Annotated in this window: 15 protein-coding genes; 6 read left to right on the top strand and 9 right to left on the bottom strand. The window is 37.1% G+C overall.

The features are described from left to right. Window positions 1–49: 49 nt before the first annotated feature. The 8 genes from IEV85_RS07525 to ygiD form a co-directional block, all read right to left on the bottom strand. Complete coding sequence (locus IEV85_RS07525) at window positions 50–1516, bottom strand: alpha/beta hydrolase (protein WP_188461853.1); 1467 nt, start codon at window positions 1514–1516, stop codon at window positions 50–52. 295 nt (window positions 1517–1811) lie between these two features. Continuing rightward, window positions 1812–2312, bottom strand: coding sequence for a GNAT family N-acetyltransferase (locus IEV85_RS07520; RefSeq protein ID WP_188461851.1), 501 nt, complete (start codon window positions 2310–2312; stop codon window positions 1812–1814). A 344-nt stretch (window positions 2313–2656) separates the two neighbouring features. Beyond that, on the bottom strand, window positions 2657–3031 hold the full coding sequence (locus IEV85_RS07515; RefSeq protein ID WP_188461849.1) for an endonuclease domain-containing protein: 375 nt from the start codon (window positions 3029–3031) through the stop codon (window positions 2657–2659). A gap of 335 nt (window positions 3032–3366) precedes the next feature. Beyond that, the gene (locus IEV85_RS07510) at window positions 3367–3741 is read right to left on the bottom strand and encodes an endonuclease domain-containing protein (protein WP_188461847.1); all 375 of its coding nucleotides are present in this window, start codon (window positions 3739–3741) and stop codon (window positions 3367–3369) included. Window positions 3742–4334: 593 nt separating this feature from the next. Further along, window positions 4335–5174, bottom strand: a complete 840-nt coding sequence (blaOXA, locus tag IEV85_RS07505) for a class D beta-lactamase (RefSeq protein ID WP_188461845.1) — start codon at window positions 5172–5174, stop codon at window positions 4335–4337. Between the two features lie 104 nt (window positions 5175–5278). Then, window positions 5279–6532, bottom strand: a complete 1254-nt coding sequence (locus IEV85_RS07500) for an erythromycin esterase family protein (RefSeq protein WP_188461843.1) — start codon at window positions 6530–6532, stop codon at window positions 5279–5281. A gap of 342 nt (window positions 6533–6874) precedes the next feature. Beyond that, window positions 6875–7666 carry a glucose 1-dehydrogenase gene (locus IEV85_RS07495; RefSeq protein ID WP_188461841.1) on the bottom strand — a complete coding sequence of 264 codons (792 nt, stop codon included), beginning with the start codon at window positions 7664–7666 and terminating at the stop codon, window positions 6875–6877. Between the two features lie 35 nt (window positions 7667–7701). Continuing rightward, window positions 7702–8523 carry a 4,5-DOPA-extradiol-dioxygenase gene (gene ygiD, locus IEV85_RS07490; RefSeq protein WP_188461838.1) on the bottom strand — a complete coding sequence of 274 codons (822 nt, stop codon included), beginning with the start codon at window positions 8521–8523 and terminating at the stop codon, window positions 7702–7704. A gap of 468 nt (window positions 8524–8991) precedes the next feature. Between ygiD and IEV85_RS07485 the strand changes: the two genes are divergently transcribed. Both IEV85_RS07485 and IEV85_RS07480 read left to right on the top strand, forming a co-directional pair. Next, window positions 8992–10380 carry a sigma-54-dependent transcriptional regulator gene (locus IEV85_RS07485; protein WP_188461836.1) on the top strand — a complete coding sequence of 463 codons (1389 nt, stop codon included), beginning with the start codon at window positions 8992–8994 and terminating at the stop codon, window positions 10378–10380. A 248-nt stretch (window positions 10381–10628) separates the two neighbouring features. Further along, window positions 10629–11987 (top strand): sensor histidine kinase, encoded by a 1359-nt coding sequence (locus IEV85_RS07480; RefSeq protein WP_188461834.1) that lies wholly within the window; start codon window positions 10629–10631, stop codon window positions 11985–11987. Window positions 11988–11996: 9 nt separating this feature from the next. Here the strand turns inward: IEV85_RS07480 and IEV85_RS07475 are convergent, their stop codons facing one another. After that, window positions 11997–12644, bottom strand: coding sequence for a helix-turn-helix domain-containing protein (locus IEV85_RS07475; RefSeq protein ID WP_188461832.1), 648 nt, complete (start codon window positions 12642–12644; stop codon window positions 11997–11999). Between the two features lie 136 nt (window positions 12645–12780). On the opposite strand from IEV85_RS07475, the gene IEV85_RS07470 reads away from it, so the two are divergent. The 4 genes from IEV85_RS07470 to IEV85_RS07455 all read left to right on the top strand — a co-directional run bounded on the left by IEV85_RS07470 (window position 12781) and on the right by IEV85_RS07455 (window position 16618). Then, complete coding sequence (locus IEV85_RS07470; RefSeq protein ID WP_188461830.1) at window positions 12781–13170, top strand: type III secretion system chaperone family protein; 390 nt, start codon at window positions 12781–12783, stop codon at window positions 13168–13170. Window positions 13171–13182: 12 nt separating this feature from the next. Further along, window positions 13183–13875 carry a PspA/IM30 family protein gene (locus tag IEV85_RS07465; RefSeq protein WP_188461828.1) on the top strand — a complete coding sequence of 231 codons (693 nt, stop codon included), beginning with the start codon at window positions 13183–13185 and terminating at the stop codon, window positions 13873–13875. A gap of 78 nt (window positions 13876–13953) precedes the next feature. Beyond that, window positions 13954–14565 carry an OB-fold-containig protein gene (locus IEV85_RS07460; protein ID WP_188461826.1) on the top strand — a complete coding sequence of 204 codons (612 nt, stop codon included), beginning with the start codon at window positions 13954–13956 and terminating at the stop codon, window positions 14563–14565. 25 nt (window positions 14566–14590) lie between these two features. Beyond that, window positions 14591–16618: a flotillin family protein gene (locus IEV85_RS07455; protein ID WP_188461825.1), complete on the top strand. Its 2028-nt coding sequence runs from the start codon at window positions 14591–14593 to the stop codon at window positions 16616–16618. The last annotated feature ends 59 nt before the right edge of the window (window positions 16619–16677 follow it).

Genomic DNA, 16677 nt, shown 5'->3' with positions numbered 1-16677 from the left:
GTATGCCACCCTGAATTCACCAAAGTGGTATACATCTTTCTCTTATGATTTATTGAATCGAATCACCCTTGTAAACCTTCATCTCCAGTAAATCATATTCATTTGCTATACCTTCCATATCCGTATCGGCAGAAGATTTTAAGTGTCGATTGAAAAAAGCAGTCACCAGTTTAGTAGTTATTTCTGTACCCAATGCGGGGTCAATATCTCCTGACTGATTAACCGCATTAATAGTCACCAGAAAAGGAATATCCATAAAGTTGGGATGGCCCGAATTAAGCAGCCTGGCATCATAAAAATAGTCGCTGCTCTTCTTCAGGTACACATGAGAGTTAATATCCATATGCTCGGCAGGCCAATCAGCAGAAATAAAAAGAAAAGGCAAATGATACACTGTATCAATCTTTTTGCCCCATTGGATGCCATCCAAATTAGCTGCTGCCTTTATTCTACTGTCCTGCATGGCCACTCTCCCGGCTGTGCCCCCTCCTACCGAATGTCCGAAAACACCTATTTTATCAAGATTAAGCTTGTTTTTCAAAAAACCTTCGCCATTCCATTGGTCTAATAAGTCTAATACATCTACTATATCATCCGCCCACCTTGCCTGAATATTTTTTTCATAATAATCCTTGATAGCAGGCCGGGCGATTTGATGTCTTTTCTCGAATTCCACCCCTTCCTCAAAGGCTTTTATCATAGGATCCATCAATTCCGCATTCCAATCAGTAACCTCCTGCTGAAACTGATAATCAAAATACTTCTTACTACCATCCGGAAAAGTAGCCCCTAAACTTTCGTAGGTATGGTTCATGTTGATGATGATATAGCCCTGGCTTGCAATCTCAGTTAGCAATGCATAGTAACCTGTAGCATTGGAGCCATAGCCATGCGAAAATAGCAATACGGGAAATTTGCCTTCTGCTACTGGAATCTTTGGGTACACATAAGTATCCACATAATCCAGGTAGTTGAGCGCATTAGCCGGTAAGCCATATTTAGTCGCAAAACCCTCTCTACCAGTCTGGTCAAGGTAGCTTTCTCCTGCTAAATTGGATACATCAGCCTGGCTTGGGTACCAAATCTTGCACAGAAATTCTCTTTTATCGTTGGGGTCTTTTGTAATTTCCTCTGCTTTATCAGTTTTAACATGAAGTATTTGCGTGCCAACCTTATAATTCCCCCTAGGTTCCGGCAAAGTAAAAACGGGTAAAGCGATGGGAAGTACCCATGCTATAACAGCTACAAGCACGAAAACGAAATAGCCACTACCTCTCCAAAAATTTAAACGAGCTGGTTGAGAAGCATCCACCACTTTTATTCTCCATGCCAGTACAAACAGCAGTACATAAGCAGGAAACATCTGCCAGCGCAGACCTTCAAAAAGTAAATGCATAGCCAATAATGAAGCGAGAAAAATCAAGACATAATTAGCTTTAAAATGTAAAAGCACTTTCCTTTTGAAAAAGGGAAGAATGGTAATAGCAAGTAGTAAAATGATTTCAAAGGTTCTCATAAGTTTCTGAATTTGATTGAGTTATTTTTATTTCAGTAAAACTAGAGAGAACAATAAAGCAACACAATGTAGAGTACCACCCTAAAGCGGTAGTCTATCTACCTTAATTGGAGTTCGGAATTTTTGAGTGCTTTTATGGATGATTTGAAACCATTATTAAGCATTTTTCTGTGAGCGTAAAACACAGAAGAAAAAAAATGTGGAAGCATTTAATAGGAGAAGGATGTACAACCGGAGAGACGGTTGTTAACGTAGGTTAACCAGAAAAACCTTGAATTTATTGATAAAATCAAAATTAATCTTTTTTAGTAGGCTGCTCCATGTAATACAAATCGAAGCCTTCTGCCCAATAATCTTTTTTCACTTCCAGGAGTTTAAACCCCATCTTTTCATAAAATAGGTAAGTGTGCTGCGAGGTTCTTACTACAATTTTATCAATGTCCGCCTTTTTACGGATAAACTCAATTCTATGCTTCATCAATTTTCTACCTATCCCCTCCCCGTGATGAGTTGGAGCGATAATATCCCATGAAATCACCGCAGTTTTAGCCTGCAGCTCATAATTAATGCCACCAGCCCCAATTAACTTATCTTTTTCTTCCACCACAAAGTAATCTTCTACTTCATTTTCGAGGTAACTAAATAAACCTGCTTTTTCTGTCTCGTCAAAAAATTGAGGAGTATTCAAATCAAACAAGTGAAGAACAGCTGCTTTATCCGAAGGTATGTAGGGTCTTATTTTCAATGGAATTTTATACAAAATTAAACACTTTTCATTGCCTATTGAAATTTCCATTTTATGAATCACCCAATCAATAGCTAAATTTCCCAGCCGAAGGGCTGTCAGGCTCCGGATTCGTCTTCGACAGTTCTTAACTCACCCCTATTTATCTCCGATAAATTTTCCCCTCTCTCTAAAAAATAGAGGGGAGAAATCTCGTAAGCATCTACATTCAATGCACAAATTAATATTTATCATATCGTTATTAAATTGAGGCTGATTGCTTCTACTATTCCCTTCTCTTTTTGAAGAGAAGGGTAGCGACCGCCAGTTGGCGGTTGACGGGATGAGTTCTCATCTGAGGTAATTATTATTATCTTTTCACTATATCCGGCCCAGTGCTGATCCTACAAAATCACTTATAAACCTTTTGAACGTATAAATTCCTTAATTTTTTCTAAAGCTTGATCCGGAGTTTCCATGATGCTATTTTCCATTCTCAACACATAAATTCCGAGTTCATTTAAGACCTGATCTCTTCCCTCATCATATTGTTTTTGTTCTTTATGGATTCCTCCATCCAACTCTATTACTAATTTCTTTTCATGACAATAAAAGTCAGCTATGAAAAAATCTTCCCTGGCAGTATTTCCACCATAAATAATTGGATGCTGCCTTAAAAATTTAAGTTGATTGAACTTTCTACCTCGCAAATACTTCCATAGTTTATTCTCAGCTTCTGTAGTGGCCTTCCTTAATTCTCTTGCTAGTAAGATTGTTCTTTTTTGCGCCAAACTTCTTCATTTCTAAAACTCACCCAGCCGAAGGGCTGTCAGGCTCAGGATTCGTCTTCGACAGTTCTTAACTCACCCCTATTTATCTCCGATAAATTTTCACCTCTCTCTAAAAAGTAGAGGGGAGAAATCTCGTAAGCACCTACATTTATTTCACAAATTACTATTTATCATATCGTTATTAAATTGAGGCTGATTGCTTCTACTATTCCCTTCTCTTTTTGAAGAGAAGGGTGGCGACCGCCAGTTGGCGGTTGACGGGATGAGTTCTCATCTGAGGTAATTATTATTATCTTTTCACTATATCCGGCCCAGTGCTGATCCTACAAAATCACTTATAAACCTTTTGAACGTATAAATTCCTTAATTTTTTCTAAAGCTTGATCCGGAGTTTCCATGATGCTATTTTCCATTCTCAACACATAAATTCCGAGTTCATTTAAAATCTGATCTCTTCCTTTGTCATATTGCTTTTCATCATTATGAATACCTCCATCCAACTCTATTACTAATTTCTTTTCATGACAATAAAAGTCAGCTATGAAAAAATCTTCCCTGGCAGTATTTCCACCATAAATAATTGGATGCTGCCTTAAAAATTTAAGTTGATTGAACTTTCTACCTCGTAAATACTTCCATAGTTTATTCTCAGCTTCTGTAGAGGCCTTCCTTAATTCTCTTGCTAGTAAGATTGTTCTTTTTTGCGCCAAACTTCTTCATTTCTAAAACTCACCCAGCCGAAGGGCTGTCAGGCTCAGGATTCGTCTTCGACAGTTCTTAACTCACCCCTATTTATCTCCGATAAATTTTCCCCTCTCTCTAAAAAATAGAGGGGAGAAATCTCGTAAGCAGCTACATTTATTTCACAAATTACTATTTATCATATCATTATCAAATTGAGATTGACGGGATAGCCTGCCAGCCTGGGGATTGAGTTCTTATGATACACTAATCATATGTCAAATTTGCGTTATATGCAGGCATTTGCGTTTATCTGTTTCGTGAGACACGAAACATGGCGGTGGAAACTCGCCCAGCCAAAGAGTTGGCAGGCTCCTGATTCGCAAGCAACAAATCTTTCCCTTCTTCTTAACTCCCCCTATTAATCTCCGATAAATTTTTTACCTCCTTTCCCTATGGGTCGATACAGCTCAAAAATAGAGTTGAGGAATCTCGTGCAAATCCTTGCTATATTTTCAATCTTTCAAGGTTAAAACCATTAGCTCCTTGAAAATAATTGCTCCCAGATATTTAAAGGGATTATCTTCGATGAAGATAAATCAGGACCGCTCAATTGATAATTTCAATCAATAATATCCATCTGCTTAAATGCCTGCATTGTCAATTCTTTCCTGATCTCAGCAAAGCCAGACATATCAAATTGTGGCTGAGGCTCAAGGTTGGTGGCGAAGAAGTAGGTATTGTTGTTGCTTTCTAAATACCCTACAAACCAACCATTATTATGTCCATTGCTGTTAGACCAGCCTGTTTTTCCACTCAATTGGAATTGGTCGTTCGCTTCTATCACCATCATTTTTTTTATGATCTTTTCCGTTCGTTCCGAAATTGGCAGTTCCGTTTGATATAAGCGCTTGAGAAAGTCTATTTGCTGAAACTGTGTGATGTGGGAGGCTCCTTCCAGCCAGAACGTGTCAATATTGGTGGAATCTACCTGCATATTACCATAATTCAGTGTATCCAGATAGAAATTCATCTTCTCTACACCAATTTCTCTTGCTACCTCCTGGTAACAAGGTACACAGGAAAAGTGAAAAGCCTCTCTGAATACTAAGTCCTGCTCCCAACTTTCCATTGCTCGCTCCTCACCACCCCACTCGAAAAGTGTACTGTCGTTCTCCACTATTCCTGTTTCAAGTGCTATAATGGAGTTGGCTATTTTGAAAGTAGAAGCAGGCAAATGCCCCTTATTTGCCCAGCGAAAATCATTTGAATAGTAGGTATTGGTAGCCTTGTTGTAAATTAAAATGGCTCCCTGCACTGCTGCAGAGTCTATAATTGATTGGAATTCGGGTATTACTATTTCCGCAACAGCTACTTTATCATTCTTTTTATCAGTCTTGTTTTCATTCTTTCCACAGGAGAACAATAGAAGTAGCAGGGCTGTGATGTGGGGTATTTTCATTGAGTGAATTAAGTTAATGGTGAGGTTTAATGTACATATAGAACCATGCTGTATATGGCTACAAATATTGCACGTAAATGGATTCGATTACAATTAAAGTGAGTTTAGTTTTTAATAAGTTTAGTCGGACTAATCTTATCAAATACAATGATGGAATCAAATTGCTTACTAACCTTATCTAATCGCCTAAATTCCTCTCCAGAGGTGAAGGGTCGGTTAAAGCCCATACCGGTACTTGCAATGTATAAAGGTTCGGATAACCAGCTGGTGGATGTAATTGGGGCAGATGGGAACTGCAGATAGTGAAAGTTCCCATTTATTTCAGCCACATGGTCTGCAAAACAATTTTCCAGGGGGATTATCTGTACAGTATCCGGAAATATATTGTTTAGGTCGGTCATGTTTTTTAATGTAAAGGAACCAAACGCATAATCTGTTCCAATGGCAAAATAGGACTTATCGAGTGCTTTCTGAAGCAGGTTTCCTTCAAAATGCGAATTGTTTTTCCCAACATGCAAACTATGAGCGAAATAGAAAATCTTGTTACTTGAATTTTCATTGAGAGTGAGAAGGATATTTTTCGTCACCTCTTTTGCTCTACTATTTCCTTTCCACTCTATTCTTAATAGTTCTGCCAAACGGTAAATTCGGTTATATTGAAGCAATGAAGTTTGGGAAATGTAGGATTGCTTATTGCTTTTCAGTTGCTTAAGAATGGTTGAAGAAATCTTTTTAAATGTCCTGTTATTATCTTTTGAAGGATAGGTATATCGATCTTTAGTTAAATATTGATGATCATGAAGAAGTTCTTCGAAAGCATCATCAACCTGGCCAAAGTAACTTAAAATTCTTTCAAACGCATATGGCTTACCAAAAATGTCCGTTCCAAGAAATTGAATTTTATTAGAGTCACTTCTCGATTCGTTTATAAGCTTAATATCTTGTATAAATGCCAACATTTGCTCATTGTGGTATTCACTGTTCTTTTGATCTGTTAATATGTTTATTCCGGCATCATTTTTCCCTTGGATATAATCATTAAGAAGAAGTCCGTGACTATAGGGAAATTCTAACATAATTGTATTGAAGGCATAATCATGAATGAGGTACTTTGCCAACTTGTGCTTAAGAATTTGAAACTCTTTAGTTCCATGGTTTGCTTCTCCTAAGCCCACTACTTTGGTTCCGTTGGGTAAAGAGATGCCCTCTAATTCTTCCGGACTTATCTGGTCAATAGGAGAAGAAAAAGAAATTACATTTTCCGTAAGCCATTCCGATTCCTCCTCAGAAAGCATCTTTTGAGCGGACAGATTAATATAATTGCTTATTATAAAAAAGAGTAAAATGATGTATTTCATTAAAGCATATAGTTATTTCTTAATTGCATAATAACCTGAGTTCGATTAGTAAAAAGGGGATTCAAACTAAAGGAAGAGCAGGTTATGACGCTAAATTAAGAATTTCTTTTTTATTCAGTAGTCTTAACTTAGAAGCTATCACAGGATAAAATTAATTGAGTTTGGAGGTATAACTAAAGCTGTATTTGCCATTTTATTTTTTGAAAAATTTTGTCCTCTCCTGTAAAAAGAAAACTCATTAACGTACTGAAGCATAAGATGAATCTATAAATAAATTCAAAATAGCTATCCTCAATACGATAATGAGTTTTTCTATCTTCTTCTAACCGTTAACCAGAAATACTATACGGTTCCGTAACTATTTGATTCACCGCCATCAATAGCTATAGTTTGCCCGTTCACATAAGATGCACCATCACTTAAAAGAAATGAAACTACTTTAGCAACTTCCTCTGGCTCCCCTAGTCTTTTACTTGGGTTATTTTGAGCATAATCAGCTTCAGCCGCCTTAGGATCATCAGGGTTTATTTGGTTGAAAGCTTCAGCTACCATTGGTGTTAAAATGGCACCAGGTGCTATAGCATTGGTGGTAATTCCATCTCTGGCATATTCCAGAGCTGCATTTTTTGTCATACCTGAAACAGCATGCTTACTTGCTACATAAGGTACCTGATTAAGCACACCACGAATTCCACCAACAGAGGCTACATTCACAATTCTACCATATTTTTGTTTTTTCATCACAGGAATCACATATTTCATCCCGTAATAAACCCCCATTAGGTTTATGTCAATCACTTTTTTGAATATATTTATATCATACTCAATCATCCCTGCCTGCTTACCTTCTATGCCTGCATTATTATAAAATCCATCAATGCGGCCAAAAGTACTTACAGTTTCATCCACATATTTTTTTACAGCATCTTCATTAGACACATCGGCTACCACCGTATGAATTTTCACATTTGGAAATTGCTTACTAAGTTCTTCTTTAGCCTCTGCTAAACTTTCTTCATTGTAATCGACAAGAGATAGATTGGTCCCCTGAGATGCTAATTCTTTAGCAGCTGCCAAGCCAAGGCCCATAGCAGCTCCTGTAATGATAACTACTTTATTATCTGTATTTTTCATTTTATTATATTTAAATTGTTAATGATAATTCTTCTTTACATTTGGTCAATTTTTAAACTCGTCATAGTAAGAGAACCTCCTACTGGCTTATCATTAAAGAAACTGACAGTGTCATTTTTCTCCTTCAGTGCCAAAGCATATAGCATGGGTAAATAATGTTCAGGAGTAGGTATGGCTAATTGAAAGGGTTTTCCTTGTTTCGAAAAGTTAATGAGGGCCTGATGATCGTCATTAAATATAAATTGCTTTATCTTTTCATTAACTTCCAAAGCCCAGTCAAAACCAAAAGTATCATTCAACCTTTTCCATTCTACCATCCTTAGGTTATGCACCATATTTCCACTACCAATTATTAATACGCCTCTTTCTCTTAGCGACTTCAGCTCTTGAGCCAGTTCATAATGATATTGTGGTTTTTGATAGTAATCTAAGCTCAACTGAACCACCGGAATGTCTGCATTAGGATATAGGTGTTTTATCACACTCCACGCACCATGATCCAGTCCCCATTTTTCATCTGATCCTATATTAGTTTTAGTGACGGTAGATTTTACATCGCTTACTAATTCCGGACTGCCAGGTGCGGGATATTGCACGTTGAACAGTGCATCTGGAAAACCCCTAAAATCATGAATGGTTGAAGGGTTTTGCATGGCAGTGACTAAAGTTCCTCGTGTCTCCCAATGTGCACTGATACAAAGAATGGCATTTGGCTTCGGTAATATTTTACCAATCCCTCTAAATTCTCTTACAAACTCATTTTCCTCAATGGCATTCATAGGGCTACCGTGCCCCAAAAAAAGCACCGGCATCTTCTCTGTTTTATTAAAAGATTCGGTTAGTTTATTTATTTTCATTATACGTCCTGTTAAAGGGAATTTTTATGCTTGAAAATCCTATTTCAAAACATCTCCTTCTCTAAATTAAAATTACATGTTGCTACATGTATTGTCTAGAACGGAAGCTTTTCATCGAAGGTTTAGGATATTTATCTATGGACTTACCACCCTTATATCTGGTTAAAACCAGCAGGGTACTTGGGGAAATCATCTACTTGAAATTAGATCGGTAAGCTTACTCTAACAAAGCAGTAGATAGAAAACAAGCCCGTCCACCACTGGCCACTAACGTCCGATATCGGACATCTTATGTGATTCTTATCAGTTGATAGATTTCAGATTACCTTTATTTAAATATCTTAAACCCACTTTTTGAGAATTTCTGATTGATAATTATATTAAATCCCCTAAAACGGTATAGCTTTTGACCAGATCTCATTAATATAGCAGGAATATCCGCTGACGATAGACTAATAATTGATAAAAATGATTGAGCAGAAGACAGGCACTATTTTAATAATTGATGATAATCTTGATTTACTCAATGCTGCCAAAATATTTCTGAAAAGACACTTTAAAAGGGTAGATATTGAAAGTAACCCTAACCTTATCCCTACACTGCTGCAAAATGATAGTTATGACATCATCCTGCTGGACATGAATTTTACCCGGGATGTGAGCACTGGTCAGGAAGGTTTTCACTGGCTGAATAAAATTCTTGAAATTGATCCTTCTGCTATTGTCGTGTTGATTACAGCATACGGAGATGTAAATACAGCAGTAAAAGTAATTAAACAAGGTGCTACTGATTTTGTATTGAAACCATGGGAGAACGATAAGCTCTTAGCCACTTTAAATGCTGCTTTAAAATTAAAAGATGCCGGGAACAAAGTATCCCAGCTACAATCTCAACAAAAAACGCTTTCCGCAGATATTGACCGTAAATTCAGGGATATTATCGGAAAAGGCCCTGCCATGCAACAGGTTTTTGATGCCATTAAGCGTGTTTCAAGAACTGATGCCAATGTTTTGATTACGGGGGAAAATGGCACCGGAAAGGAACTCATAGCGCGTGCCATCCATCGGAATTCCCTTCGGGATGACCAGGTTTTCGTAACTGTTGATTTAGGTGCAGTAACAGATAGCTTATTCGAAAGCGAGCTATTCGGCCATAAAAAAGGAGCCTTTACGGATGCCAAAGAAGACAGGGCAGGAAGATTTGAAGTAGCACAAAACGGAACGCTGTTTCTGGATGAAATAGGAAACATCAGTCTGCCGCAGCAGGCAAAGCTATTGACCGCCCTGCAAAACAGGAAAATCACTCGTGTGGGAAGCAATAAAGCTATCGATATTGATATTCGTTTAATCAGTGCCACCAATATGCCTATCCAGGAAATGATCCAAACCGGAAAATTCAGGCAGGATTTACTGTATAGGATTAACACCATTGAAATTCAGTTGCCTCCTTTAAGAGAGAGAACTGAGGATATTCCTTACCTGGCAGATCATTACATTAACTTTTACAGCAAAAAATATAATAAGGAAATTTATAAACTGAGTGATGCTGCTTTAGCCAGAATGTGTAAATACGAATGGCCTGGTAACGTAAGAGAACTACAGCACAGTATAGAAAGGGCAGTAATAATGAGCAGCCATTCTGTTTTACAACCAGAGGATTTCTTCTTTCAATCGGCTCAATCAGAAAACAAAAAAGACGGAGGCTTAAACCTGGATCATCTTAACATTGAGGACGTGGAAAAAATACTGATTAGAAAAGCATTGGACAAAAATTATGGTAATATAACTCAGGCTGCACAGGAACTGGGCTTAACACGCTCTTCCCTTTACAGAAGATTGGAAAAATACGGATTGTAGTACTTTTCCAATCGCATGAAATTAACTAATTGCTCAGAATTTAGAGGCACTTTATCAATATGGAAAACCTGTATTTAGAGAATTAATATTTGCGATAAAGTTTACTACTTTCTACAAATTTCAATCGGAGTGGCTATCCCCTTGAGGGGATTATAGGGGTGTTCTTTGATAGGGATTTATATAAATGAACTTACTAAAGAAAAATAACTATTTTCACAACCTATTAAAACTTATAAACACAAAATCATTTGATACTCAGGAGGTTTAGCATCGGACTCATTATTAGATTAATAGGAGCATTTATTACCTTAAGTCTAACTGCCTTTCTGTTTCAATCATCGGAACACTATCTGGGGCCTGTAGTTCTGCTTGCTTTAGCTATTCTGCAATTTGTGGAGCTTTACAACTATGTAAATACCATCAATAAGAAAGTAATTCGGTTTTTGGAATCCGTTCAATATTCCGATTTTTCTTCAAATTTTTCTACAGACAATAAGCTGGGCAAATCTTTTAAAAAACTAAATCAGGCATTCAATGATGTCTTAGAAATCTTTCGAAAAACAAGAGTTGAAAAAGAGCAGAACCTCATCATGATTTCTACCATACTTCAAAATATCCAGACTGGTATTTTATCTTTCGATGCCAGTGGAGAGGTAGGTTTGCTCAACAGCATGACTAAAAAATTGCTCCTAACCCCTCAAATCAGGAATATGGATGACATCAGAAGGAGCCAGCCGGAAGTATTTAAGCGTTTAGTAGAGTTAAAACCGGGAAAAAGTGATTTAATCATCGTAAACAGCGATATAAAACTGGCCTTAAGCAGCACCATCCTTCGTTTGGGAAATAAGGATTGGAAAATCGTTTCCCTTCATAATATCTATTCAGAATTACAGCAGAATGAGTTGTATGCATGGCAAAACCTCACCAAGGTGCTAAGGCATGAAATCATGAATTCCATAACACCTATAGCTACGTTGGTGAGTTCTATGAATGATATTCTGGAAGAGGATTTGACCAAACAACCTATGTCTTACGATATGCCCCTGGAAGCGCATGAGGATCTGAAGCTTGGCTTAAAAACTATAGAAAACAGAAGCCGGGGCCTGGTGAATTTCATTAATGCCTACAGGGATTACACCAATATTCCTGCACCAAAGTTCTCTACTATTTCAGCACAGCAACTCATACGATATGTGGCTAAATTGTATAAGGAGGAACTGCAGAAAGGAGGCATTAGCTTACAACTAAACCTGCCCGAAATTGATGTAAAGCTGTGGGCGGATGAAGAGCAAATTCAACTCATATTAATTAACCTGATTAAAAACGCTAAGGAATCGTTACATAACACTGAAAATCCATCATTGTCCATTACCATCATCACCACCCAGAACTTTTACTATATAAATGTGGAAGATAATGGCGAAGGCATAGTGCCTGAAGCTTTGGAAAGAATTTTTATTCCTTTCTTCACTACTAAAAAGGAAGGCTCAGGGATAGGGTTGGCACTTTCCCGTCAGATCATGCAGCTACACAATGGAAAACTCAATGCAAGCTCCACCCCTGGTGTAAATACCACTTTTACTTTGCAGTTTCCGAAGGAGCGGTAAAGTCAACTGTCATTTTTGTGACTTTTCCACTAACTTTAATCGCTTCTCTAAATCATTTAATCTTTGCTCCATCAATAGCAGCCTATTCTCAGATCGTTCAATTAGTGAAACAGGATTAAAAATACCAAATACTTTTAGTACTCGCTTCACGTCCTGCAACTGTATCTCCCGGTCTTCAAGTTTAATTGTTTTCTCATTAGCAGCATGAACAGTTCCTAATACAAAATTGTCCTTATACTCTACAATGCTCAACTGATTCTTAAGTGGTTTGCTTTCCAACCCAAAAACCAGCTGTCCGCCACTAACATAGTTATTGGCTTCCATTTGCTCAGGCTTAAGTACAACCACTCCTTCTGGAAAAAATCCGGCCAGATAGTCCGACTTCTTCTGAGAACCTCTGGATTTTATTGGGTTTTGAATATCAGGAATGGCAAAACCGCTAAGCTGGTTTACGGTAATATTCTTTTTTAAAAGTGTGTCAATTGAAATATGAAATATTTCAGCAGTTTTAATAATTGTCTCAATTTTAGGCTCTGCCCTCCCCTCTTCATAAGAACTTACTACCGCTCTACTCACATCAATCATATCTGCTAAATGGGATTGGGTTAATCCCCTCACACTCCTTATTTTTTTAATATTCTCACCATACTTTGACATATTTCCAGAATTATGATTTTAAATCATGCAAATAAAATTAACATTAAATGCTAATAATATTTGCAAATATAATTTTTTTTATTGATATTGTCATATGATTAATCAACAAAGCACCCATAATTATAAAACCAATTAAATGGACAGCTCATACAAAAAAGTACGCGAATATATTTTAGAGCTTGGATCAATCATTTTATATGAAAACGAGGATGACAACCTCTTAGTAATAGAAAATGAAGATTTAGGAGTCAAAAATATGGTGATTGGAGTTGCTACTCCAATATTAATTATCGAGCAATACCTTTTCGATGTAAAAGACGATGGGAAAATTTTTAAACAGCTTCTGATTAAAAACAGGGATATCGTTTTCGGAGCATTTGTATTAGATGAAACCGGAGAAAAGGTGATTTTTCGAAATACTTTACAGGTAGAGACGCTCGACTTAAAAGAGTTAGAGAGTACAATTAACTCATTAGGATTACTCCTTTCGGAATACACTAATGAACTGGTATCATTTTCAAAGTAAAAAACTAAAATCATGAATGTATTAAGAAGATTATTTAAAATAGGACAAGCTGAAACTAATTCCGCGATTGATAAGCTGGAAGACCCTATAAAAATGATAGAGCAGGGTCTTAGAGACATGAGAGAGAACCAGGATGCTTCAATGCGTTCTCTGGCTGAAGTGAAAGCAATGCATATAAAGCGTAATCGTGAATTAAATGATGCCATCCAACGTGAAGAAGACCTTCAGAATAAATCTGTACTTCTATTGAAGAAAAGCCAATCCGGTGAAATTGAGGCTAATGAAGCTGAAAACTTTGTGAGAGAAAATTTGAGACAAAAAGCGAAACTATCAAAAGATATTTTACTCATGAAGGAAGATGTAGCAACTCTCGAAAAACAGGTGGCTTCACTGGAAATAAATGTGAAAAACATTAAGACAGGAATCAGCCAATGGGAAAATGAGCTTAATACACTAAAAGCCAGGGTAAAAGTGAGCAGTGCCACACAGAAAATAAACAAGCAAATGACCAATATGGATAGCAACAGTGTAGTTTCAATGCTTGAGAGAATGAAGGATAAGGTTAATCAGGATGAGGCATTGGCACAGGCTTATGGAGAAATGGCTTCCGCAAGTGAAACACATGAGGACAAAATGAATAAAGCAATAGAAAATATTTCTGTAGAGGACGAGCTGGCTCAAATGAAGAAGCAGTTAGGAATTTAACTTGTTTTGCCTTGCGGCAAAACAAGTAACTATATTCTTTTTACCTATCGCTTACAGCTAATTTATTAAAATACTATAATGGAAAATCTTATTAACATAGCATTAGCCCCTGCTAATTTTATTTTAACACTGTTAGGAGGAATAATGCTTCTTTACTGGATCCTGATAATCTTTACAGGCTTTGATCTGGACTTTACAGATGCAGATGTGGAGCCCGCAGATTTAGATGGCGGTGGGTTTTGGAGTGCATTCCTCTCCTTCTTTTACATAGGAGAATTACCTATAATGTTTATTATTACCATTGTAGTATTTACGATGTGGCTCTTCAATGTAAACATCACCGCTCTTCTGGGTATTGAGAGCAACATATTTGGTTTTCTATTATACATTCCCGGCCTGGTAGTAGCAATGCTCATCACCAAACTGGTAGCAAAGCCTTTTGTAAAACTCTATTCCCAGTTTAACCACAAAGGTGAAGAAGCGATTGATTTTATTGGTAAAACAGGCAGAGTTATCTCCCCTATCAGTCTCAATAAAATAGGTCAGATAGAAATACAATTTAAAGATGATGTAATAAAAGTCTACGCCAAATCCATGGATGAGGAAGTAGTTAATTACAATGAGACAGTCATCATTCTTGAAGAGTCGCAGGATAAAAAATATTTTCTAGCTCAAAAATACAAACTTTAATAACCCCCACTAAAACAATAAATTTATGATTGAATCATTTTACGTAATAGCTACAATTTCTGTAATTGTACTTCTTGGATTGACATTCTGGCTTATATCCATGTATAAAAAAGTTAGCCAGGGCCGGGTGCTGGTCAGAACCGGACAGGGAGGAGTAAAAATCTTCTTCAATGCAGGTATGGTAATTCCTATTCTTCATAAGGAAGAAATTATGGATATTTCTGTTAAAAAGCTTGAAATATCAAGAATGACCAAAGATGGCCTTATTTGCAAAGATAATATGCGTGCTGACATAAAAGTGGCTTTCTTTGTAAGAGTAAACAAATCCGTTCAGGATATTGTAAATGTGGCTCAGACAATTGGCTGCGCAAGGGCTTCGGACCATGAAACGTTGGAAAGCCTTTTCGAAGCTAAGTTTTCTGAAGCTCTTAAAAGTGTAGGTAAAAAATTCGAATTTATAGAGTTATACGAGGCCAGAAGAGAGTTCAGGAATGAAATCATTGACATCATAGGTACCGACTTGAACGGGTATGTTTTAGATGACTGTGCTATAGATTACCTGGAGCAGACCAAAGTAGAAAATCTTGACTCTGACAATATTCTAGATGCTGAGGGTATCAAAAAGATTACTGAATTAACTGCTGCGCAAAAGATTAAGTCCAACCTTATCCGAAGAGATGAACAAAAAACAATTAAGAAACAAGATGTTGAGGCAAGAGAAGCTATTCTTGAGCTTGAAAAACAACTGAAAGAAAAAGAAGAAGCTCAGCGAAGAGAAATCGAAACCATTGTAGCAAGAGAGCAGGCAGAAATTGACAAAGTAAGTTCGCAGGAAAGATTGAAATCTGAAGAAGTTAGGATCAGGACTGATGAACAGCTTGAGATTCAGATGGAAAATAAATTACGTCAGGTAATTATTGCGGCTAAAAATAAAGAAAGAGCAGAGGCAGTTGAAACAGAGAGAGTTCAAAAAGATCGTGACATTGAAGCTACTGAAAGAGAAAGAATTGTGGCTTTAGCTCAAATTGAAAAGGAGAAAGCAGTTGAAATAGAGAAGAAAAACATTCAGGATGCTATTCGCGAAAGAGTGGTGATGGAGAAAACTGTAGTAGAGGAACAGGAAAAAATAAAAGATGTAGTAGCACTAAAAGAAGCCAACAGATCTAAAGATGTAGCTTTAATAAAAGCAAACCTCGAAGCTGAACAAGGCCTGATTGAGGACGTAAAAGCGGCAGAAGCAAGAGAAAAATCAGCTAAATTTGATGCACAGAAAGTGATTATTGAAGCAGGCGCTAAAAAAGATGCAGCAGATAAAGAAGCTGAAGCTCGTAAAATAATTGCCGATGCTAAAGCTAAGGAAGAAGCTACTATTGGAATGTCTGAGGCTCAGGTAATGCATGCCAAGGCTGATGCAAGCGAAAGACAGGGAATGGTTGATGCCATCATAATAGAAAAAATAGCAGAAGCGAAAAGAAAAGAAGGTCTGGCCGAAGCCAATGTTATCCAGGAGAAAGCAATTGCAGAAGCGAAAGGTATTCAGGAAAAAGCAGGTGCTATGAAACAGCTAAATGATGCCGGCAAAGAACATGAAGAGTTCAGACTGAAACTTCAGAAAGAGAAAGAAGTGGAGCTTGCAGGAATTCATATCCAGAAAGATATAGCTGATGCCCAGGCAACAGTGCTTGCTGAAGCCTTCAAAACCGCTAAAATAGATATAGTGGGTGGAGACAACACTTTCTTTGACAACCTTATAAGACAGGTATCAAACGGAAAAGGTATTGATAAATTAGTAGATAACTCCCAAACCATCACTCATTTTAAAGATGCCCTTTTGGGTGGCAATGGTGAGAATGGAAATAGCCCTGACTTGATTGAGAAAGTTAAAAACATGGCTATTAAGTACGGAATTACTTCTGAGGATATCAAAAACCTCTCTATTGCTACATTAATTGCAAGAGTTCAAATGAAAGCCAGTGATGAGGATAAAGACTTTTTGTCTAACATCAGCAAATTTGTAAGTGGCATTAGCGTAGAACAAAAGAAGTTGAAATAATTGAATGCGGAGCTCAAGAGAGCTTGAGCTTTCATATACTATATCAAAGACGTCTACAA

It is taken from the genome of Marivirga lumbricoides (assembly GCF_014636295.1).
Classification (GTDB): Bacteria; Bacteroidota; Bacteroidia; order Cytophagales; family Cyclobacteriaceae; genus Marivirga; species Marivirga lumbricoides.
The sequence above is the reverse complement of the archived record's forward strand: the minus strand, read 5'-3'. Positions and strand labels throughout refer to the sequence as shown.